This window comes from Streptomyces sp. NPDC002306 (genome assembly GCF_053593435.1).
In genome coordinates, this window is sequence record NZ_JBSFCK010000023.1 from 23,936 (window position 1) to 43,669 (window position 19,734).

The window sequence follows — 19,734 nt, forward strand, 5'->3', positions numbered from 1 at the left end:
CGGAGTCCGAGCAAGTCGGAGAAGGTCGGAGAAGTCGCAGGTCATGAGCGAATCGCCCTTTTCAGGAGCGCCCTATCCCTACGAAGCGCCTGTTTCGCAGGCCCTGTTCGACCGTGCGTCCGTCGTCACACCGGGCGGGGTGAACTCCCCGGTCCGCGCGTTCCGCGCCGTGGGGGGTACGCCCCGGTTCATGGTGTCCGGCACCGGTCCGTATCTGACCGACGCGGATGGACGTGAATATGTCGACCTCGTCTGCTCCTGGGGTCCGATGATCCTCGGGCATTCCCACCCCGAGGTCATCGCCGCGGTGCGGGACGCCGTCTCGCGCGGTACGTCCTTCGGCACTCCCGGTGAGGGCGAGGTTGCGCTCGCCGAGGAGATCGTCGCCCGGGTCGAGCCCGTGCAGCAGGTGCGGCTCGTGTCCAGCGGGACCGAGGCGACCATGTCCGCCATCCGGCTCGCGCGCGGCTTCACCCGGCGGGCCAAGGTGATCAAGTTCGCCGGGTGCTACCACGGGCACGTCGACTCCCTGCTGGCCTCGGCCGGCAGCGGGGTGGCCACCTTCGCCCTGCCGGACACCCCCGGCGTCACCGGCGCCCAGGCCGCCGACACGATCGTCCTGCCCTACAACGACCTCGAGGCCGTGCACGAGGCCTTCCACGCCCACCCCGGCGAGATCGCCTGCGTCATCACCGAGGCCTCGCCCGGCAACATGGGCGTCGTGCCGCCGCTGCCCGGGTTCAACCAGGGGCTCAAGGCCGCCTGCGCCCAGAACGGCGCCCTGTTCATCTCCGACGAGGTCATGACGGGCTTCCGGACCAGCAGGAGCGGCTGGTACGGCATCGACGGGGTGGCACCCGACCTGATGACCTTCGGGAAGGTCATGGGAGGCGGGTTCCCGGCCGCCGCCTTCGGAGGCCGCGCCGACATCATGGCGCACCTCGCCCCCGCCGGGCCCGTCTACCAGGCCGGCACCCTCTCCGGGAACCCGGTGGCCACCGCCGCCGGACTCGCCCAGCTGCGCCTGCTCGACGACGCCGCGTACGACAGGATCAACGCCGTCTCGCGGCAGATCCAGACGCTCGTCTCCGAGGCCCTCACCAAGGAGAGCGTCGCGCACACCCTGCAGAGCGCCTCCAACATGTTCTCCGTCTTCTTCACGGACCGCCCGGTCCGCACCTACGAGGACGCCAAGGCGCAGGAGTCCTTCCGCTTCACCGCCTTCTTCCACGCGCTGCTGGCGAACGGCGTCTACCTGCCGCCCTCGTCCTTCGAGTCCTGGTTCGTGTCCACGGCCCACGACGAGCGTGCGGTGCAGCGCATCGCCGACGCCCTTCCGGCGGCGGCCCGAGCGGCGGCGGAGGCCACGGCGGCATGAGCGACGTCATCATCGGCAACGACGGCAACACCGGCGGCGGCGAGGAGCGCGGCTCCGACCTCACCGTCGTCCACCTCATGCGGCACGGCGAGGTCGAGAACCCCGACGGGATCCTCTACGGGCGCCTGCCCGGGTACCACCTGTCCGAGCTCGGACGGCAGATGGCCGACCGGGTCGCCGAGCACCTCGCCTCCCGCGACGTCACGTACGTCGTCGCCTCCCCGCTGGAGCGGGCACAGGAGACGGCGACGCCCATCGCCAAGGCGCACGGGCTGGACCTCGCGACCGACCGGCGGCTGATCGAGGCCGACAACGTCTTCCAGGGCAAGACCTTCGGCGTCGGGGACGGCGCGCTGCGCAATCCCGAGAACTGGAAGCACCTCGTCAACCCGTTCAAGCCGTCGTGGGGCGAGCCGTACGTCGACCAGGTCGTGCGCATGATGGGGGCGCTGGACGCCGCCAAGGACGCGGCCCGCGGGCACGAGGCGGTGCTCGTCAGCCATCAGCTGCCGATCTGGATCGTGCGGTCCTATGTGGAGCGGCGCCGGCTGTGGCACGACCCGCGCAAGCGGCAGTGCACGCTCGCCTCGCTGACGACCTTCACGTACCAGGGCGACAAGATCGTGTCCGTCGGCTACACCGAGCCGGCCCGCGATCTCGTCCCGGCCCACCTGCTCGCCGGCGCCAAGCCGGTGAAGGGGCAGGGCAAGGCCTTCGGGGCCTAGGTCGATGACACGTTCGTAACAATTGTTGCCAGACCCATGTGATCGCTGGGAACCTCGCCGTCCGTCGCGTCCTCTGAATGGGTGACACCAGAGAACGCGACGAACGGGGATGCCATGCGCACTCTCACCCGCAGGGGAGCACTCGGTCTCGGCGCAGGGGCCGCGGCCGCCGCCGGACTCGCGGGGTGCGGCACGCACACCGGTACGCCCACGGCATCGGACGGTCCGACCGCCACCGGCGGTTCCCGTACCCCCAGCGCCAAGCCGAGCGCCACCGCACGCCCCCTCGGCGACGGCTCGACCTCCTTCACCGGCAGGCAGCCGCACCAGCCGGCCAAGCCCGAACCGCTGGAGCCCGGCCAGCAGCCGCCGCAGTTCGTCATCTTCTCCTGGGACGGCGCCGGCGAGGTCGGCAACGGACTCTTCCCGCGCTTCCTCGACCTCGCCAAGGAGCACGGCGCGAGCATGACCTTCTTCCTCTCCGGGCTGTATCTGCTGCCCGAGTCGAAGAAGCGGCTCTACGACCCGCCGAACAACCCGCGCGGCGCCTCCGACATCGGCTACCTCACCGACGAGCACGTCAAGGCGACGCTCACCAACGTCCGCCGCGCCTGGCTGGAGGGGCACGAGATCGGCACCCACTTCAACGGCCACTTCTGTGGCGGCTACGGCACGGTCGGCAACTGGACCCCGCAGCAGTGGAAGAGCGAGATCGCGCAGGCCAAGTCGTTCGTGAAGGAGTGGCGGACCAACACCGGGTGGACCGATCTGCCGTCGCTGCCCTTCGACTACGACAAGGAGCTCGTCGGCGGCCGTACGCCCTGCCTCCTCGGCCAGGACAAGCTGCTGCCCGCCGCCCGCGAGCTCGGCTGGCGCTACGACGCCTCCTCGCCCGGCGGCCGGCAGGTATGGCCCGGGAAGCGACAGGGGCTGTGGGACCTGCCGTTGCAGCAGATGCCGTTCCCCGGCCACTCCTTCGAGGTCCTCTCGATGGACTACAACATCCTCGCCAACCAGTCGGTCAACTCCACCAACGCGCCCGCCCACAACTACCCGGGCTGGCGGCAACAGGCAGCACAGGCGTACATATCCGGCTTCCGGCGGTCATACGAGACGAATCGCGCGCCCTTCTTCATCGGCAACCACTTCGAGCACTGGAACGGCGGCATCTACATGGACGCCGTGGAAGAGGCCTTCAAGCACATCGCGCGGGAGAAGGAGAAGGGCGCCGACGTACGGCTGGTCTCCTTCCGGCAGTTCGCGGACTGGCTCGACGTGCAGCGGCCCGAGGTGCTCACCAAGCTGCGCACGCTGGATGTCGGCCAGCAGCCGGCCGGCGGCTGGCAGGAGTTCCTGAAGGACACGTCCGCGGCCGGGTCCACCGCCGGTTCGACGTCCGGGTCCACCGCCGGGTCCACCGCCGGTTCGACGGCAAGTCCCACCGCTTCCTGAAGCGCCGCCTGAAATGCGGGTTTCCGCCCGCAAGGGGGGTGCGCAAGATCCTCAGAACGGGCATGCGAAACTTTTCACATGAGTGCCGCCAGCCGCGCCCCCCTGACCATCGCCGGTGCCGCCGTCGCCGCGCTGGTGCTGTCCGCCTGTAGCTCCGGGGGCACCTCCGGGGGAGGCGGCAACACCAACTTCGTCATGGGCAAGGACGGCATCGCGACCGCCGACAAGGGGGAGCGGGCCGCCGCACCCGACCTGTCCGGCGAGACCGTCGACGGCAAGCGGCTCGACGTCGCCGACTTCAAGGGCAAGGTCGTCGTCCTGAACGTGTGGGGCTCCTGGTGCCCGCCGTGCCGGGCCGAGGCACCCGACTTCGAGAAGGTCTCCCAGGACCTCAAGAGCCAGGGCGTGCAGTTCGTCGGCATCAACACCCGCGACACCAGCACCAGTCCCGCGCGCGCCTTCGAGAAGCAGTACGGCGTCGGCTACCAGAGTCTGTACGACCCGACGGGCAAGCTGATGCTCCGCTTCGGCAGGGGCACCCTCAACCCGCAGGCGATCCCCTCCACGCTGGTCCTCGACCGGGACGGGAAGATCGCCGCCCGCTCGCTGTCCGCGCTCAGCGAGGAGAAGCTGCGCAAGATGATCTCCCCGGTCCTCGCGGAGAAGTGACGTGAGCGCAGTGTCCCTGCTCGCCGCGGCGACGGACCCGAACCAGACGGTGCTCAACGGCGCCCTGCTCGTCGCCCTGCCCATCGCCCTGCTCGGCGGCCTCGTCTCCTTCTTCTCGCCGTGCGTCCTGCCCCTGGTCCCCGGCTATCTGTCCTATGTCACCGGGGTCACCGGCACCGACCTGGCCGAGGCCAAGCGGGGCCGGATGGTCGCGGGCGCCTCCCTCTTCGTCCTCGGCTTCACCGCCGTGTTCGTCTCCAGCGGAGCGCTGTTCGGCTACTTCGGCGACACGCTCCAGGGCCACCGCGACGTCCTGTCCAAGGTGCTCGGCGTGCTCATGATCCTCATGGGCGTCTTCTTCATGGGGCTGATGCCCTGGCTCACCCAGCGGGAGTTCCGCTTCCACCGGCGTCCCGTCGCCGGGCTGCTGGGCGCCCCCCTGCTCGGCGCGCTGTTCGGCATCGGCTGGACGCCCTGCATCGGCCCGACCCTCGCCTCCGTGCTGGCGCTGTCCTCCCAGCAGTCCAGCGCGGGCCGCGGTGCCATACTGACCGTCGCCTACTGCCTCGGCCTCGGCGTGCCCTTCGTGCTGGCCGCGGTCGCCTTCCGCAAGGCGCTCGGCGCCTTCGGCTGGGTCAAGCGCCACTACACGTGGGTCATGCGCGTCGGCGGCACCATGATGATCGTGACCGGTGTGCTGCTGCTGACCGGCGCGTGGGACCGCATCGTGCAGGACATGCAGACCTGGTCCAACGGCTTCACTGTGGGGATCTGAGCGATGAGCGAGACGACAACCGGCACGCCGACGGGGGAGACCCCGGCCGCCCCGGACGACCAGGACCTCGGTGCCGCCGGCTCCCAGCTGTCCACCGCGCCCCTGGAGTCGTCGGCCAACCCGCCCGGTATGGGGGTCGTCGGCTGGGTCCGCTGGTTCTGGCGGCAGCTCACCTCCATGCGGGTCGCGCTGCTGCTGCTCCTGCTGCTGGCGCTCGGCGCGATCCCCGGCTCGCTGATCCCGCAGTCCGGAACCGACGCGACGAAGGTCGCCGACTTCCGGGCCGCCCACGAGACCCTCGCGGACGTCTACGACAGGCTCGGACTCTTCCACGTCTACAGCTCGGTGTGGTTCTCCGCGATCTACATCCTGCTGTTCGTCTCCCTCATCGGCTGCATCGTGCCCCGCACCTGGCAGTTCGTCGGCCAGCTGCGCAGCCGGCCGCCGGGCGCGCCCCGCCGGCTGACCCGGCTGCCCGCGTACACGACCTGGCGCACCGAGGCCGAACCGGAGCGGGTCCGCGAGGCCGCGCTCGCGCTGCTGAGGAAGCGCCGCTTCCGCGCCCACCTCGCCGGGGACGCGGTCGCCGCGGAGAAGGGCTATCTGCGCGAGGTCGGCAACCTCGCCTTCCACATCGCGCTGATCGTGATGCTGTCCGCCTTCGCCTGGGGCCAGCTGTTCAAGTCCGAGGGCAACAAGCTGGTCGTCGAGGGCGACGGCTTCTCGAACACGCTGATCTCCTACGACGACTTCAAGTCCGGCAACCTCTTCAGCTCCGACGACCTGGTGCCCTTCAGCTTCGTGCTGGACAAGTTCACCGGCACCTACGAGCTCACCGGCCCCAACCGGGGCACCCCGCGCACCTACCAGGCGGCCCTCACCTACAGCGAGGGCGCCTACGGCAAGGAGAAGAGGACCACCGTCAAGGTGAACGAGCCGCTGGCGATCGGCGACTCGAAGGTCTATCTCACCGCCCACGGCTACGCCCCCGTCGTGACCGTCAAGGACGGCAAGGGCGATGTCGTCTTCCACAACGCCGTACCGCTGCTGCCGCTGGACTCCAACGTCACCTCCTCCGGCGTGGTCAAGGTCATGGACGGCTACAAGAACCCCCGGGGCGTCACCGAACAGCTCGGTTTCCAGGCGTTCTTCCTGCCGACCTACGGCGGGGGCGACGCGGTGTCCTCGCAGTTCCCGGCGATGCTGAACCCGGTGCTGAACCTGGAGGCGTACCACGGCGACCTCGGGGTCGACGCGGGCATCCCGCAGAGCGTGTACCAGCTCGACAAGACGCACATGAAGGACTTCAAGGACGCCAAGGGCGCGCAGTTGCGCAAGAACCTGAAGCCCGGGCAGACCATGACCCTGCCGAACGGCGCCGGCTCGATCACCTACGAGGGCACCAAGCAGTGGGCGAACTTCCAGGTCACGCAGCAGCCCGGCAGCGGCTGGGCGCTCGTCGGCGCCGTCGCCGCGATCTTCGGACTCGCCGGCTCCCTGTTCATCCAGCGCCGCCGGGTGTGGGTGCGGGCGGTGAAGGGCGCGGACGGCGTGACCGTCGTCGAGATGGCCGGGCTCGGCCGCAGCGAGTCCGCCAAGGTACCCGAGGAGCTCGGCGACCTCGCCGGGATCCTGTACGACCAGGCCCCCGGGGCTCCCGACCCCGACGACGATCCGTCCGCATCCCCCGACCCCCAAGTCGTACCTGCCGAAGGGGCTGAGAAGTGACTCTCGCCACCGCGAACGATCTCGCCGGCGTGACCGATCTCGCCGTCGCGACCAACGAACACCTCGCGAATGTCAGCAACACGCTGATCTACTCCGCGATGGCCGTCTACACCCTGGCCTTCTTCGCGTACATCGCCGAATGGCTCTTCGGCAGCCGCAGCAAGGTCGGCCGCACCGCCGCCGCGCTCACCTCCACGCCGCGGCCGAAGACAGCGCCGGCGGTCACCGTGCAGAACGCCGGCGGCACCGCCGTACTGGAGCGGCCGAAGGTCGTGGTGCGGGCCGCGACCGGCTCGCGTGACGTGCCCGACGGGCCGGGCGCCCACGGCGGTGACGAGCAGGGCGACCTCTACGGGCGTATCGCCATCTCGCTCACCGCGCTCGCCTTCGTCATCGAGCTGGGCGGCGTGATCGCCCGCGCGGCCTCGGTGGAGCGGGCGCCGTGGGGCAACATGTACGAGTTCAACATCACCTTCTCCACCGTCGCCGTCGGCGTGTACCTCACGCTGCTCGCGCTGAAGAAGAACGTGCGCTGGCTCGGCCTGTTCCTGATCACCTCGGTCCTCCTCGATCTCGGCGTCGCCGTCACTGTCTTGTACACCGCCAGTGACCAGTTGGTTCCCGCCCTGCACTCGTACTGGCTCTACATCCACGTGTCGACCGCGATCCTGTGCGGCGCGGTCTTCTACGTCGGCGCGGTCGGCACGATCCTCTACCTGTTCAAGGACTCCTACGAGAACAAGCTCGCGAACGGCGGCAGGCCCGGCCGCTTCGCGACCTCGTTCCTGGAGCGGCTGCCCGCCTCGGCGTCCCTGGACAAGTTCTCCTACCGCGTCAACGCGGCCGTCTTCCCGCTGTGGACGTTCACGATCATCGCGGGCGCGATCTGGGCGGGCGACGCGTGGGGCCGCTACTGGGGCTGGGACCCCAAGGAGACGTGGGCGTTCATCACCTGGGTCGCCTACGCCTGCTACCTGCACGCGCGGGCCACGGCCGGCTGGAAGGGCCGCAAGGCCGCGTACATCGCGCTGATCGCCTTCGCCTGCTGGCTGTTCAACTACTACGGCGTGAACATCTTCGTCTCCGGCAAGCACTCGTACGCGGGCGTCTGAGTCCCGTACCCCCGAGGCCGGTTGCTGTGGCTCAGGTCACAGGAACCGGCCTCTGTCGTGCGGACAGGTAGAGGGGCGTGGATACGAATCTGCGAAGACGCGTCCGCGCGGGGGACCACGACGCCTTCGGCGAGCTCTTCGACGCGTACGCGCGCTCCGTCTACAACCACGCGTTCCGGCTGACGGGGGAGTGGACGGTCGCCGAGGACGTCGTCTCGCTGACCTTCCTGGACGCCTGGCGGCTGCGCGAGCGGCTCGACGAGGACGGCGGCTCCCCGCGCCCCTGGCTGCTGGGCATAGCCACCAACATCACCCGCAACACCCGCCGGGCGGCCCGGAGACACGCGGCGGCCGTGGCCCGCCTCCCGCGCGAGGAGGCCGCAGGTGACTTCGCCGACGAGGTGGCCGGCCGCATCGACGACGCCGCGCAACTGGCCCTCGTACGCGCCGCGCTGGCCCGGCTGCGCAGGGCCGAGCGAGAGGTGCTGGCGCTGTGCGTGTGGTCCGGGCTGGACTACCGGGCCGCCGCGGAGGCGCTCGGAGTGCCCGTCGGGACCGTGCGGTCGAGGCTCTCGCGGGCGCGGGCGAAACTCGCGGAACACATGGAACCGCCGCACGCCTACGGACAGATGAGAGGCGACCGCGTCACCGCGGTCGGGGCCCTGAGGGAGGGGAACTCATGACCGAGCTGCCGGAGCGGGACCTTCCGCCGGGCCGTCACCGACTTCTCAAGGAGCATCTGATGGCCGAGACCCTCGGAGCCGAGGACCACCCCCGAGCGCGCAGGGCCTGGCTGCGGCCCGCCCTGGTGGCGGGGGCGGTCGCGGCCGTCTGCGCCGTCACCTTCACCCTCGTCGTGCCCTCCGGGGACAGTGCCCCGGGCACCCGTCGGCCCCTCGGCGCGGCCGCCTTCCTGGAGAGCGTGGCGACCGCGGCCGAGCACGAGGACGACGGATTCGGCGACGTGCGCGACGACCAGTACAGGTACGTCGACACGGAGGTGACGCACACCAGGACCGAGGTGGCGGCCGCGGACGGGAAGATCGTGGAGAAGGGCCGGTCGACCCACCGGGAGGAGCAATGGGCGGCCGTGGACGGCGCCCGTCCCGGCCTGATCAGAACAGCGGGGCGGGAGGAGTCGGTCGCTCCCTCGGCGCGGGGCGCGGCCGGGCCCGGGTCCGGCTACGAGTATGTGAGGCTCTGGGACCCGTCGTCGCTGCCCACCGACGCCGACGGGATGTACGCCTGGCTGGCGCGGCCGGCCACGGCGCTGCGGTACGGACGCGTCCGCACCGAGTCGGAGCCGTTCACGCGGGCGAGCGAGCTGATCAGCAGCGGACTGCTGCCGCCGAAGCAGAGCGCCGCGCTCTACCGGGCCGTGGCCAGGATCCCCGGAGTGATCGTTGTCCGGGGTGCCGTCGACGCCGCCGGGCGGCGCGGTGTGGCGCTCGCCCACCAGGAGCCGGGCCTGTCCGGGCGGGAAGAGTGGATCTTCGACCAGAAGACCCACCGGTTCCTCGGCACGCGCTTCGTGTACACGCAGGACGAGGGGACCCACGAGAAGGGATCGATCGGCGACAGCACCGCCGTGGTGCGGCGCGCGGTCGTGGACAAGGCCGGGCAGCGGCCGTAGCGCGTGCAGCGCCTCCCGTCAGGGGTCACGCTGGTGTCATGACCGGTTCCGTCGAGCAGGGCACCAGCGTGACGCACGGGAACGCGCACATCCTCCATTTCCTGGTGCGGCTGCCGGTGCCCGTGGAGAGGGTCTGGCCGGCGCTGGCCGGCCGGGAGGGGCTCGCGGGCTGGTTCACCGAGGCCGAGGTGCTCGAACCCCGGCTCGGCGGCGCGGTCACCCTGCGCGGGCTGGGCAGCGGGCAGGTCACCGCGTGGGACGTGGGCCGGGTCGCCGAGTACACGGTGGAGGGCGGCGGCCGGATCCGCTTCCATCTGGAGCGGGACGGGGACGCGGGGACCTCTCTGCGGTTCACGCACGAGTTCCGGGGTGCGGGCGCGTCCGAACCGGGCTGGCGGGCTCGATTCGAACGCCTGATTGATCGACTCGGCGGTCCGGCCGGGACCCCCGGCGTGCTGGACCCGGGCAGGTGTTAGGAAGTCCGCGGTCAGTCCACGGTGATCGAGTTCAGCTTCTCGCGCAGGTACGCGTGCGAGTCCACGGCCGGGTACCGCACCCGCCCCACCGGTGCCGGGACCGACTCGACGAGCGTTCCCGGGGCGCACTCGCCGAAGTAGACCAGCGACATCAGCTCCTCGGCGGGCGCGTCCGAAGGCGGCGGCAGCACGCGGTGGCGGCCGGAACGCCAGCGGTCGCCGGTCCAGCGGGCCATCAGATCGCCGATGTTGACGGTGAAGGCGGCCGGGTCGTACGGCGCGTCCTCCCAGCCGCCGTCGTCCGTCCAGACCTGGAGCCCGCCCCGGCCGGCCTGCCGGTCCAGGAGGGTGACCGTGCCGAAGTCGGTGTGCGGACCGATGCGGAACTGCCCCGGCAGGGGTTCACCGAGCACATCGGTCCCCGGGTACCAGTTGATGTTGAAGCCGTACGTCGGATGGTCCATGTGCCGGGTGAAGAAGTCGGGTTCGAGGCCCAGCGCCTCGCCGAGCAGGGCGAGCAGGTGGTTCTCCAGCTCGGCCATCCGGGCCAGGTACTCCTCGCACAGCGCCCGCAGCGCGGGTACTTCGCGAGGCCATACGTTGGGCGCGTACCACTCCGCGTTGACGGCCGGATCCTCGAAGGGTTCGTGCGTCGCGAACGTCAGCGACTCCTTCAGGTCCGGCGGGGTCTCGGTCCCCTCCGCGTACCCGTTGGCCTCCGCGCCGGGGCCGAGCCAGCCCCGGCCGCCGACCTTCGCCGCGTAGCGCCGCTTGGCCGCCTCGGGCAGCGTGAAGAAGGCGCGGGCCGCCGCCCGGAGGCGGGCGCGCAGACCGGGGTCCACGCCGTGTCCGGTGACCAGGAGGAAGCCGGCGGTCTGGAGGGCCAGGTCGACGGTGCGGGCGATGCCGGCGCGGGCCTCGGGGCCACCGTCGAGCCAGGGCCGCAGATCGACGGTCGGGATGCGGGGCGTGCGCGGGGTACGGGCGCCCCGGGGGGCGGTGGGCTCACTCACCGATGTCCTCGTTCCACAGTGCCGGTTCGGTCCTGATGAAGTCGCGCATCAGCTCGACGCACTCGGGGTCGTCCAGGAGCACGATCTCCACGCCGTGCTCCGCGAGCCAGTCGTGGCCACCGTGAAAGGTGACCGCCTCGCCGACGACCACGCGCGAGATGCCGAACTGGCGGACGAGCCCGCTGCAGTACCAGCACGGCGAGAGGGTGGTCACCATGGTCGTACCGCGATACGACCGCTGCCGTCCCGCCGCCCGGAAGGCGGCCGTCTCCGCGTGCGCCGAGGGGTCGTCGTCCTGGACGCGCCGGTTGTGTCCGCGGCCCAGCAGGGTGCCGTCGCCTCCGTAGAGCGCGGCGCCGATCGGGATGCCGCCCTCGGCGAGGCCGGCGCGTGCCTCGGCGACGGCGGTGGCGAGCCATGTGCGTGCCTGTGCCTGATCCATGCCCCCACTGTGCTGGGGCCGAGGCCGGAACACGAGGGCGACGTGCGCGACGCGCCCCCGGGGTGGCGCGTCCGGGCCATCGAGGCCGTGGCCGTGAGGCGTCACCTGGGTAAAGCCCGTGGAAACCCGGTCTGTACCCTGGCCCGATCGTCGCCGCGTGAGCGGCAGTTGGGGCCCGGCCGGGCCCCGGTGGGAGGGAAGTTCCATGGTTGCTGCGCCGGTTCTGGAGGAGCTGCGCGAGGTCTGCCAGCCGCAGGCCAAACTGGCGAGCCGCAACGGTGAGCACTGGGCGGGCCGGTGGTACATGCGCAGGATCTCGCTGCGGCTGACCCGGCAGCTGGTGCGGACCCCCGTCACCCCGGACCAGCTGACCTGGACGATGGTCGGGTGCGGGGTCGCCTCCGGCGCCGCGCTGATGATCCCGGGCCTGACCGGCGCCGTCCTGGCGGTCGTGCTGATGCAGCTCTTCCTGCTCTTCGACTGCGTGGACGGCGAGGTCGCCCGCTGGAAGGGCCAGAACAGCGCGACCGGCATCTACGTCGACCGCCTCGGCGCCTATCTCGCGGACGCGGCGCTGCTGGCGGGAGCCGGGTACCGGGCGGCCGAGTCGGGATTCGGCGGCTGGCTGTCGGTCGGCATCGCCACCGCCCTCGGTGTCGTCCTGCTGAAGGCCTCGACCGACCTGGTGGACGTGGCGCGCGCCCGGCGCGGGCTGAGCGTCGCCGACGACGAGGCGACCCGGCCGCGTTCGCAGGGCGTGGCCACCGTGCGGCGCCTCGCCGCGGCCTTCAAGATCCACCGAGTCACCAACGGCATCGAGGCGTCCCTGGTGCTGCTGGCCGCGGCCGTCGCCGACACGGTCACCGGCGGGATCGAGCCGACCCGCTGGGCGCTCGGCGCGCTCGCCGTCATCACCTGGGTGATGGTTCCGGCGCACCTGCTGTCGATCCTGTCGTCGTCGCGGCTGCGCTGAGGCGGCCGGTCCGCCGCGCGGGCGGGACGGGAGGCGGAGCGCCCATCGGTGGCGCCGATGGCCCCATCGGCAGGACGCGCCACTGGCTCGTGGACCGGCTCCGCGCGACGCTCGTAGCGTCCAGGACATGACCTCACAGGACATGACCTCACAGAGCAAGGGCCCACAGAGCGGAAGCTCACAGGACACGGGCTCACAGGGCGACGGCGCGCGGGGGACGGCCTCGGAGAGGAAGGGCGTCGTCCAGCTGACGGCGGCGATGGTGCTCTCCGGCACCCTCGGCGTGTTCGTCGTCGAGTCGGGGGCCTCGCCCTTCGACGTCGTCTTCTTCCGCGTCCTGTTCGGCGCCCTCGCGCTCGGCGGCTACGTCGTGGCCCGCGGCTGGCTGCGCGGCCACGGCTTCACCCCGCGCACCCTCGGCCTGGCCGCGCTGGGCGGCGTGTTCATCGTCCTCAACTGGGTGTTCCTGTTCGAGTCGTACGAGAACACGTCCATATCCGTGGCCACGGTCGTCTACCACACCCAGCCGTTCTACGTCGTGCTCCTGGGCGCCCTGCTCTTCCGGGAGCGGCTGACCGCCGCCAAGGTCGGCTGGATCGCCGTCGCCTTCGCCGGGCTGGTCCTCGTCTCGGGCATCACCCCGGGCGACTTCACCAGCGGCGGCACCTACGCCCTCGGCGTCGGCCAGGCACTGCTCGCCGCCCTGCTCTACGGCCTGTCCACCCTGGTCACCAAGCGGGTCACCGGCGTACGGCCGCACCTCATCGCGCTCGTGCAGGTACTGGTCGGCATCCCGCTCCTGCTGCCCTTCGCCGACTTCGGCGCCCTGCGCGGCACGGGCGCGGGCTGGGTCTGGCTGGCCGGGCTCGGCCTGATCCACACCGGTGTGATGTACGTCCTGATGTACGCGGCCTACGCCCAGCTGCCCACCTCGAAGATCGCCGTCCTCGCCTTCGTCTACCCGGCGGTCGCGATGGTCATGGACTGGGCGGTCTACGGCCACCACATCGGCCTCGTCCAGGCCCTCGGCGTCCCGCTGATCGTGTTCGCGAGCCTGCGGGTCACGCTCGCGCGGACCGCGCCGACCCCGCCGACTGCTCGGCCAGCAACTGCCCTGCCCGGTCCACGAACAGCCGGGCGTGCGCCGGAAGCCGCTTCCCGGCCCGCCACGCCAGCTGCGTCCGAAGCGTGAACGGCGGCTGCCACGGCAGCCGGACGAGCGACCCCCGCGCCAGTTCGGCCGCGACCGTCACCTCGGGCAGCAGCGAGATGCCGAGGCCGGCCGCCGCCGCGCGTTTGGTGGCCTCGATCGTGCCGAACTCCGTGAACGCGACCGTGCCGTGGGGCGCGAGCTCACGCTCGAACAGATCGCGGTAGGCGCAGCCCGGTTCGGAGGCGAGCAGCGACTCCCGTACGAGGCCGGATGCGGTCACCGACGCCCCGGCGGCGGCCAGGGCGTGGCCCGGCGCCGCGACCAGCACCAGTGGCTCGACCGTCAGCACCCGTGTCTCCAGGCCCGGGTGCTCGGTCGTCTCCTCCATCAGGAAACCGAGGTCGTACGTCCCCTGCCGGAGGGCCTGCCGGGTCTCGTCGCCGATGGTGGTGCGCAGAGAGAGGCGCACCCGCGGGTAGCGGTGGTGGAAGAACTCCAGGAGCGGCGGCAGACGGTAGTTCGTCAGCGACTCCATCGTGCCGACCGCGAGCGGGCCGGCCGGTTCCCGGGTGCCGGCGACCGCCGTGCGGGCCTCCTCGGTCAGCTCGATGATCTGCCGGGCGTACGGCAGCAGCCGCTCACCGGCGTCGGTGAGCCGGATCCGGCTCCCGAGCCGGTCGAAGAGCTCCGTGCCGAGCGAGGACTCCAGGGCGCGGATCTGGCTGGTCACGCTGGACTGGGCGTACTGGAGCTCGGCCGCCGCCCGGGTGAAGCTCAGGGTGGTCGCGACCTTCTCGAAGGTGACCAGCAGCCGCAGCTCCATCAGCCCGCGTCGTCCTTCTTCTCCTCGTCCTCCTTGTTCAGCGACTTCAGGAACTCGGGGTTGTCGTCGGGCGCGACGAACCGCGCGGGACCGGCCTCGGGAGCGGCGCGCACCTTGCCGGCCACCAGCCAGGCGACCGGGCCGACGAGCACCTCGCCGAAGAGCAGGATGACGATCACCCACACCACCTTCGGCAGGACGCGCACCTGGTCCTCGGGTGTGTTCAGGCAGTCGATGAAGGCGTAGATCCACAGCGCCAGGACCAGCAGAAAGGGCAGATACCTGAGCATGAGCGGTCGATCCCCCAGAAGACGACGACGGGGCACGGGACGGCCCCGGTGACGGGGTCAGACTAGCCCGTACCGGATACTGGACCGCATGGCTTACGACGATCTTCGCTCTCTGCTCAGGGCACTGGAGCGTGAGGGAGACCTCAAGCGCATCAAGGCCGAGGTCGATCCGTACCTGGAGGTCGGGGAGATCGTCGACCGGGTGCAGAAGGCGGGCGGCCCGGCGCTGCTCTTCGAGAACGTGAAGGGCTCCGCCATGCCCCTCGCGATGAACGTCTTCGGCACCGACCGGCGGCTGCTCAAGGCCCTCGGTCTCACGTCGTACGGCGAGATCTCCGAGAAGATCGGCGGCCTGCTGCGGCCCGAGCTGCCGCACGGGTTCGTCGGTGTGCGCGAGGCGTTCGGGAAGCTCGGCGCGATGACGCACGTACCGCCGAAGAAGGTGAAGTCCGACAGCGCGCCGGTGCAGGAGGTCGTCCTGCACGGTGACGACGTCGACCTCGACCGGCTCCCCGCGCTCTTCACCTGGCCGCAGGACGGCGGCTCGTTCTTCAACCTGGGGCTGACCCACACCAAGGACCCGGAGAGCGGAATCCGCAACCTGGGCCTGTACCGCCTCCAGCGCCACGACCGGCGCACGATCGGCATGCACTGGCAGATCCACAAGGACAGCCGCAACCACTACCAGGTGGCGGCCCGGCGCGGCGAGCGGCTGCCGGTCGCGATCGCCTTCGGCTGTCCGCCGGCCGTGACGTACGCGTCCACGGCACCGCTGCCCGGTGACATCGACGAGTACCTCTTCGCCGGGTTCATCGCGGGCAAGCGGATCGAGATGGTCGACTGCAAGACGGTCCCGCTCCAGGTCCCCGCGCAGGCGGAGGTCGTCCTCGAAGGCTGGCTGGAGCCGGGGGAGATGCTCCCCGAGGGCCCCTTCGGCGACCACACCGGCTTCTACACCCCGCAGGAGCCCTTCCCCGCGCTGAAGATCGACTGCGTGACCATGCGGAAGCGGCCGCTGCTCCAGTCGATCGTCGTAGGACGCCCTCCGACGGAGGACGGACCGCTGGGCCGTGCGACGGAACGCTTCTTCCTCCCGCTGCTGAAGATCATCGTCCCGGACATCGTGGACTACCACCTGCCCGAGGCGGGCGGCTTCCACAACTGCGCGATCGTCTCGATCGACAAGAAGTACCCCAAGCACGCCCAGAAGGTCATGCACGCGGTCTGGGGCGCGCACATGATGTCCCTGACCAAACTGATCGTGGTCGTCGACGCCGACTGCGACGTGCACGATCTGCACGAGGTCGCCTGGCGGGCCCTCGGCAACACGGACTACGCCCGTGACCTCACGGTCGTCGAAGGCCCGGTCGACCATCTCGACCACGCCTCCTATCAGCAGTTCTGGGGCGGCAAGGCGGGCATCGACGCGACGAGGAAGTGGCCCGAGGAGGGCTACACACGGGACGGCGGATGGCCCGAGATGGTGCTGTCCGACCCACGGACGGCGGCGACGGTCGACCGCCGCTGGAAGGAGTACGGGCTGTGAGTTCAGCTTCCGCCGCGATCCCGCAGCCGGGGCGCACCAAGGCGTTCCTGCGCCTGGTCATGATCGAGCACTCGGTCTTCGCGCTGCCCTTCGCCTACATCGCCGCCCTGACCGCGATGTACGACCGGGACGAGAACGTCCACTGGGGCCGGCTGCTGCTCGTCACGCTCGCGATGGTCGGCCTGCGCACCTTCGCGATGGCCGTCAACCGGATCATCGACCGCGAGATCGACGCCCGCAACCCGCGCACGGCGCAGCGCGAGCTGGTGACCGGCGCGATGTCGGTGCGGCACGCCTGGACGGGCGCGCTGATCGCCCTGGTCGTCTTCCTCGGCTCGGCGGCCCTGCTCAACCCCCTGTGCCTGGCCCTGGCCCCCATCGCGGTGATCCCGATGGTGGTCTACCCCTACGGCAAGCGGTTCACGAACTTCCCGCAGGCCATCCTCGGCCTGGCCCAGGCGATGGGCCCGATCGGCGGCTGGCTGGCGATCTCCGGTTCCTGGTCCTGGGACGCGGTGATCCTGGGTCTCGCCGTCGGCATCTGGATCGGCGGCTTCGACCTGATCTACGCCTGCCAGGACGTCGAGACCGACCGCGAGATCGGCGTCATGTCGGTGCCGGCGCGCTTCGGCATCCCGGCGGCGATCCGGGGAGCGCGGGTCTGTCACGCGATCACGACGGCGCTGTTCGTCTGGTACGCGCTGGCGACCGGCGCGGGCGCGTTCTTCTGGCTGGGCCTGGTCATCGTCGCGGGCGCGTTCGTGTACGAGCACACGATCGTACGACCGCATGATCTGTCCCGTCTGAACAGGGCGTTCTTCTCGACCAACGGGTTCATCGGGATCAGTCTGTTCGTGTGCGCGCTCCTCGACCTCCTGGTCCGGGGCCTGACCCTCTGAGCGCGGCGCGAGGGACCGACGGGGTGGCTGACGGCGGGGATCCTCCGCACCCGGCCTGAGTACCTCCCGGCCCGCCGGTACGCTCAAGGTGTGAACGCAGGAGAAACTGAGCGCGCGCCTTGGATCGTGGGGGTCTCCGGAGCGTCCGGTACGCCCTACGCGGCCGCTGTGCTGCGGGCGCTTCTGGACGCGGGCGAGAGCGTCGATCTGGTCGTCAGCCGGGCCTCACGGCTCACCCTGCTCGACGAGACCGGGATCTCCTTCCGGGACGCGCACTGGCGGGACGACCTGCGGGAGTGGCTGTCCCGGGGGGCCGACGGCAAGCCGGGCACCTTCGAGGCGGACATCGAGGGGGTGCGGTACTGGGGTGCGGGGGATCTGGCCGCGGGGCCGTCCTCGGGGTCGTATCCGGCGCGGGGCATGGTGATCGTGCCCGCGTCCACGGCCTGCGTCGCCGGGGTCGCTCTCGGGCTGTCGAAGGACCTGTTGCAGCGGGCGGCGAGCGTGACGCTCAAGGAGCGGCGGCCCCTGGTCGTCGCCGTCCGCGAGACCCCGCTGAACGGGCAGACGCTCCGGCACCTGGTGGCGCTGGACGACGCCGGAGCCGCCGTGGTGCCGGCCTCGCCCGCCTTCTACGCGGGCGCCACGCACATCCAGGACCTCGTGGACTTCGTCGCCGGACGGGTCCTCGACGCGGCGGGGGTCGGACACGGGCTCTACCGTCGCTGGCAGGGCGAACTCGGCGGCGGCTCCCGCCCGGCCTGAGCAGGTCGAGAAGCACATCAAGCACTTCGAGCACATCGGGCATGTCAGGTACATCAGCTACATCGAGCACGCGAAGCACGTCCCGCACGTCTAGCACGTCGAGTACATCAAGCACGTCGAGTACATCAAGCACGTCGAACTTCATGAACCTCAGGCACTTCAGATCTCTTCAGTGGAAGGCTTCGATCGCATGGACGCGGTGGACAGGCAGCTCATCCAGGCCCTGAGGGAGAACGGCCGGGCCTCGTACGCGGAGCTGGGGCGCCTCGTCGGTCTGTCGGGACCCAGCGTCACCGACCGCATCAACCGGCTGGAGGCGGCCGGCGTCATCACCGGCTACCGGGCCACCGTGAACGCCGCCAGCCTCGGTCTCGGCGTCATCGCCCTGATCGGCATCTCGCTCTCCGACGCGGCCGACCACGAGGACGTGGCCCGGCGGCTGAAGGACCTCAGCGAGATCGAGGACTGCTGGTTCATCGCGGGCGACGACTCGTTCATGCTCAAGGTGCGGGCGAGTGACGTGGACGGTCTGGAGAGGATCATCCGACGGCTCAGCGGCACCAAGGGCGTCTCCCGGACCCGTACCACCATCGTGCTGTCCACGAAGTGGGAGAACAGGGTGGGCGAGCTGCCGGAAGAGGTCTAGCGGGCTAGGCGTACGGTTGGCAGGGTTCGTCCACAGGGAGAGGCAGAAACATGGATGTCGGGCTCAAGCGCGAGCTGGAGGACAAGGTCCGGGACGGTGAGCGGCTCACCCGGGAGGACGGCATCGCGCTGTACGAGTCGGACGACCTGGCGTGGCTCGGCGGCCTCGCGCACGAGGTCCGGACGCGCAAGAACGGCGATGTCGTGCACTTCAACGTCAACCGTCACCTCAACATGACGAACGTGTGCACCGCGTCCTGCGCCTACTGCTCCTTCCAGCGCAAGCCGGGCGAGAAGGACGCGTACACGATGCGCATCGAGGAGGCCGTCCGCCTCGCCAAGGCGATGGAGAACGACAACCTCACCGAGCTGCACATCGTCAACGGGCTGCACCCGAACCTGCCGTGGCGCTACTACCCGCGCTCGCTGCGCGAGCTGAAGGCCGCCCTGCCGGACGTCTCGCTCAAGGCCTTCACGGCGACCGAGATCCACCACTTCGAGACCATCTCCGGGCTGACCGCCTCGGAGATCCTCGACGAACTCATCGACGCCGGTCTGGAGTCCCTGACCGGCGGCGGCGCCGAGATCTTCGACTGGGAGGTCCGGCAGCACATCGTCGACCACCGCACCCACTGGGAGGACTGGTCGCGCATCCACCGCCTCGCGCACGAGAAGGGTCTCAAGACCCCGTGCACGATGCTGTACGGCCACATCGAGGAGCCCCGGCACCGCGTCGACCACGTGCTGCGGCTGCGTGAGCTCCAGGACGAGACCGGCGGTTTCCAGGTCTTCATCCCGCTGCGCTACCAGCACGACTTCGTCGACATGAAGGACGGCAAGGTCCGCAACCGCCTCCAGGCGCGTACCCAGATGGCGACCGGCGCCGAGGCGCTGAAGACCTTCGCCGTCTCCCGGCTGCTGTTCGACAACGTTCCGCACGTGAAGGTCTTCTGGGTGATGCACGGTGTGCAGACCGCCCAGCTCGCCCTTCAGCACGGCGCCGACGACATGGACGGCTCGGTGGTCGAGTACAAGATCACCCACGACGCCGACAACTACGGCACGCCGAACAAGCTCACCCGCGACGACCTGCTCGACCTGATCCGTGACGCGGGCTTCCGCCCCGTGGAGCGCAACACGCGCTACGAGATCATCCGCGAGTACGACGGCCCGGACCCGGCGCGCCGCGAGTCCCCCCAGCCCATGCGGGTGTGAGGCGAAGCCCGTGCGAGTGTGA

Annotated in this window: 19 protein-coding genes and 2 pseudogenes; 17 read left to right on the forward strand and 4 right to left on the reverse strand. The window is 70.6% G+C overall.

Annotated features, from left to right (window positions below; genetic code table 11):
* The first annotated feature begins 43 nt into the window (after positions 1 to 43).
* The 10 genes from hemL (at position 44) to ACWCQK_RS31055 (ending at position 9,948) form a co-directional block, all read left to right on the forward strand.
* Positions 44 to 1,378 carry a glutamate-1-semialdehyde 2,1-aminomutase gene (gene hemL / locus ACWCQK_RS31010; protein ID WP_451160586.1) on the forward strand — a complete coding sequence of 445 codons (1,335 nt, stop codon included), beginning with the start codon at positions 44 to 46 and terminating at the stop codon, positions 1,376 to 1,378.
* Entirely contained in the window at positions 1,375 to 2,103 is a 729-nt protein-coding gene (locus tag ACWCQK_RS31015) for a histidine phosphatase family protein (RefSeq protein ID WP_451160588.1), read from the forward strand. The genes hemL and ACWCQK_RS31015 overlap by 4 nt, the downstream gene beginning before the upstream one ends.
* 114 nt (positions 2,104 to 2,217) lie before the next feature.
* On the forward strand, positions 2,218 to 3,555 hold the full coding sequence (locus tag ACWCQK_RS31020; RefSeq protein ID WP_451160590.1) for a hypothetical protein: 1,338 nt from the start codon (positions 2,218 to 2,220) through the stop codon (positions 3,553 to 3,555).
* 78 nt (positions 3,556 to 3,633) lie between these two features.
* Positions 3,634 to 4,224 (forward strand): TlpA family protein disulfide reductase, encoded by a 591-nt coding sequence (locus ACWCQK_RS31025; protein ID WP_451160592.1) that lies wholly within the window; start codon positions 3,634 to 3,636, stop codon positions 4,222 to 4,224.
* A 1-nt stretch (position 4,225) separates the two neighbouring features.
* Positions 4,226 to 4,999, forward strand: coding sequence for a cytochrome c biogenesis CcdA family protein (locus ACWCQK_RS31030; RefSeq protein ID WP_451160594.1), 774 nt, complete (start codon positions 4,226 to 4,228; stop codon positions 4,997 to 4,999).
* A gap of 3 nt (positions 5,000 to 5,002) precedes the next feature.
* On the forward strand, positions 5,003 to 6,727 hold the full coding sequence (resB, locus tag ACWCQK_RS31035) for a cytochrome c biogenesis protein ResB (protein WP_451160596.1): 1,725 nt from the start codon (positions 5,003 to 5,005) through the stop codon (positions 6,725 to 6,727).
* Positions 6,724 to 7,839: a c-type cytochrome biogenesis protein CcsB gene (ccsB, locus tag ACWCQK_RS31040; RefSeq protein ID WP_451160598.1), complete on the forward strand. Its 1,116-nt coding sequence runs from the start codon at positions 6,724 to 6,726 to the stop codon at positions 7,837 to 7,839. The genes resB and ccsB overlap by 4 nt, the downstream gene beginning before the upstream one ends.
* A gap of 77 nt (positions 7,840 to 7,916) precedes the next feature.
* Positions 7,917 to 8,522, forward strand: a complete 606-nt coding sequence (locus ACWCQK_RS31045; RefSeq protein ID WP_451160600.1) for an RNA polymerase sigma factor — start codon at positions 7,917 to 7,919, stop codon at positions 8,520 to 8,522.
* Entirely contained in the window at positions 8,519 to 9,472 is a 954-nt protein-coding gene (locus tag ACWCQK_RS31050; RefSeq protein WP_451160602.1) for a CU044_5270 family protein, read from the forward strand. Before ACWCQK_RS31045 ends, ACWCQK_RS31050 begins: the two co-directional genes overlap by 4 nt.
* Before the next feature lie 38 nt (positions 9,473 to 9,510).
* Positions 9,511 to 9,948, forward strand: coding sequence for an SRPBCC domain-containing protein (locus tag ACWCQK_RS31055; RefSeq protein WP_451160604.1), 438 nt, complete (start codon positions 9,511 to 9,513; stop codon positions 9,946 to 9,948).
* Positions 9,949 to 9,959: 11 nt separating this feature from the next.
* Here the strand turns inward: ACWCQK_RS31055 and ACWCQK_RS31060 are convergent, their stop codons facing one another.
* Together ACWCQK_RS31060 and ACWCQK_RS31065 are read right to left on the reverse strand one after the other, a co-directional pair.
* Positions 9,960 to 10,961 (reverse strand): isopenicillin N synthase family dioxygenase, encoded by a 1,002-nt coding sequence (locus tag ACWCQK_RS31060; RefSeq protein WP_451160606.1) that lies wholly within the window; start codon positions 10,959 to 10,961, stop codon positions 9,960 to 9,962.
* Positions 10,954 to 11,403, reverse strand: coding sequence for a nucleoside deaminase (locus ACWCQK_RS31065; RefSeq protein ID WP_451160608.1), 450 nt, complete (start codon positions 11,401 to 11,403; stop codon positions 10,954 to 10,956). Before ACWCQK_RS31065 ends, ACWCQK_RS31060 begins: the two co-directional genes overlap by 8 nt.
* 205 nt (positions 11,404 to 11,608) lie before the next feature.
* Between ACWCQK_RS31065 and ACWCQK_RS31070 the strand changes: the two genes are divergently transcribed.
* Both ACWCQK_RS31070 and ACWCQK_RS31075 read left to right on the forward strand, forming a co-directional pair.
* Entirely contained in the window at positions 11,609 to 12,376 is a 768-nt protein-coding gene (locus tag ACWCQK_RS31070; RefSeq protein WP_451160610.1) for a CDP-alcohol phosphatidyltransferase family protein, read from the forward strand.
* Positions 12,377 to 12,503: 127 nt separating this feature from the next.
* Positions 12,504 to 13,568, forward strand: a complete 1,065-nt coding sequence (locus ACWCQK_RS31075; protein ID WP_451160612.1) for a DMT family transporter — start codon at positions 12,504 to 12,506, stop codon at positions 13,566 to 13,568.
* Here ACWCQK_RS31075 and ACWCQK_RS31080 read toward each other — a convergent pair.
* A pseudogene (locus tag ACWCQK_RS31080) lies at positions 13,465 to 14,352 on the reverse strand (LysR family transcriptional regulator); the annotation flags it as partial. The gene ACWCQK_RS31075 and the pseudogene ACWCQK_RS31080 sit on opposite strands and share 104 nt — an antisense overlap.
* 5 nt (positions 14,353 to 14,357) lie before the next feature.
* Positions 14,358 to 14,642: pseudogene (locus tag ACWCQK_RS31085) on the reverse strand (PLD nuclease N-terminal domain-containing protein); the annotation flags it as partial.
* Between the two features lie 88 nt (positions 14,643 to 14,730).
* Here ACWCQK_RS31085 and ACWCQK_RS31090 point away from each other — a divergent pair.
* The 5 genes from ACWCQK_RS31090 (at position 14,731) to mqnE (ending at position 19,712) form a co-directional block, all read left to right on the forward strand.
* Positions 14,731 to 16,188 (forward strand): menaquinone biosynthesis decarboxylase, encoded by a 1,458-nt coding sequence (locus ACWCQK_RS31090; RefSeq protein ID WP_451160614.1) that lies wholly within the window; start codon positions 14,731 to 14,733, stop codon positions 16,186 to 16,188.
* Positions 16,185 to 17,087: a menaquinone biosynthesis prenyltransferase MqnP gene (gene mqnP / locus ACWCQK_RS31095; protein WP_451160616.1), complete on the forward strand. Its 903-nt coding sequence runs from the start codon at positions 16,185 to 16,187 to the stop codon at positions 17,085 to 17,087. The genes ACWCQK_RS31090 and mqnP overlap by 4 nt, the downstream gene beginning before the upstream one ends.
* Positions 17,088 to 17,177: 90 nt before the next feature.
* The gene (locus ACWCQK_RS31100) at positions 17,178 to 17,852 is read left to right on the forward strand and encodes a UbiX family flavin prenyltransferase (protein ID WP_451160618.1); all 675 of its coding nucleotides are present in this window, start codon (positions 17,178 to 17,180) and stop codon (positions 17,850 to 17,852) included.
* Positions 17,853 to 18,042: 190 nt separating this feature from the next.
* Positions 18,043 to 18,498, forward strand: coding sequence for an Lrp/AsnC family transcriptional regulator (locus ACWCQK_RS31105; RefSeq protein WP_385777524.1), 456 nt, complete (start codon positions 18,043 to 18,045; stop codon positions 18,496 to 18,498).
* Positions 18,499 to 18,548: 50 nt separating this feature from the next.
* A complete protein-coding gene (gene mqnE, locus ACWCQK_RS31110) occupies positions 18,549 to 19,712 on the forward strand; it encodes an aminofutalosine synthase MqnE (protein ID WP_451160620.1) in 1,164 nt (387 codons plus the stop codon).
* Positions 19,713 to 19,734: the final 22 nt, after the last annotated feature.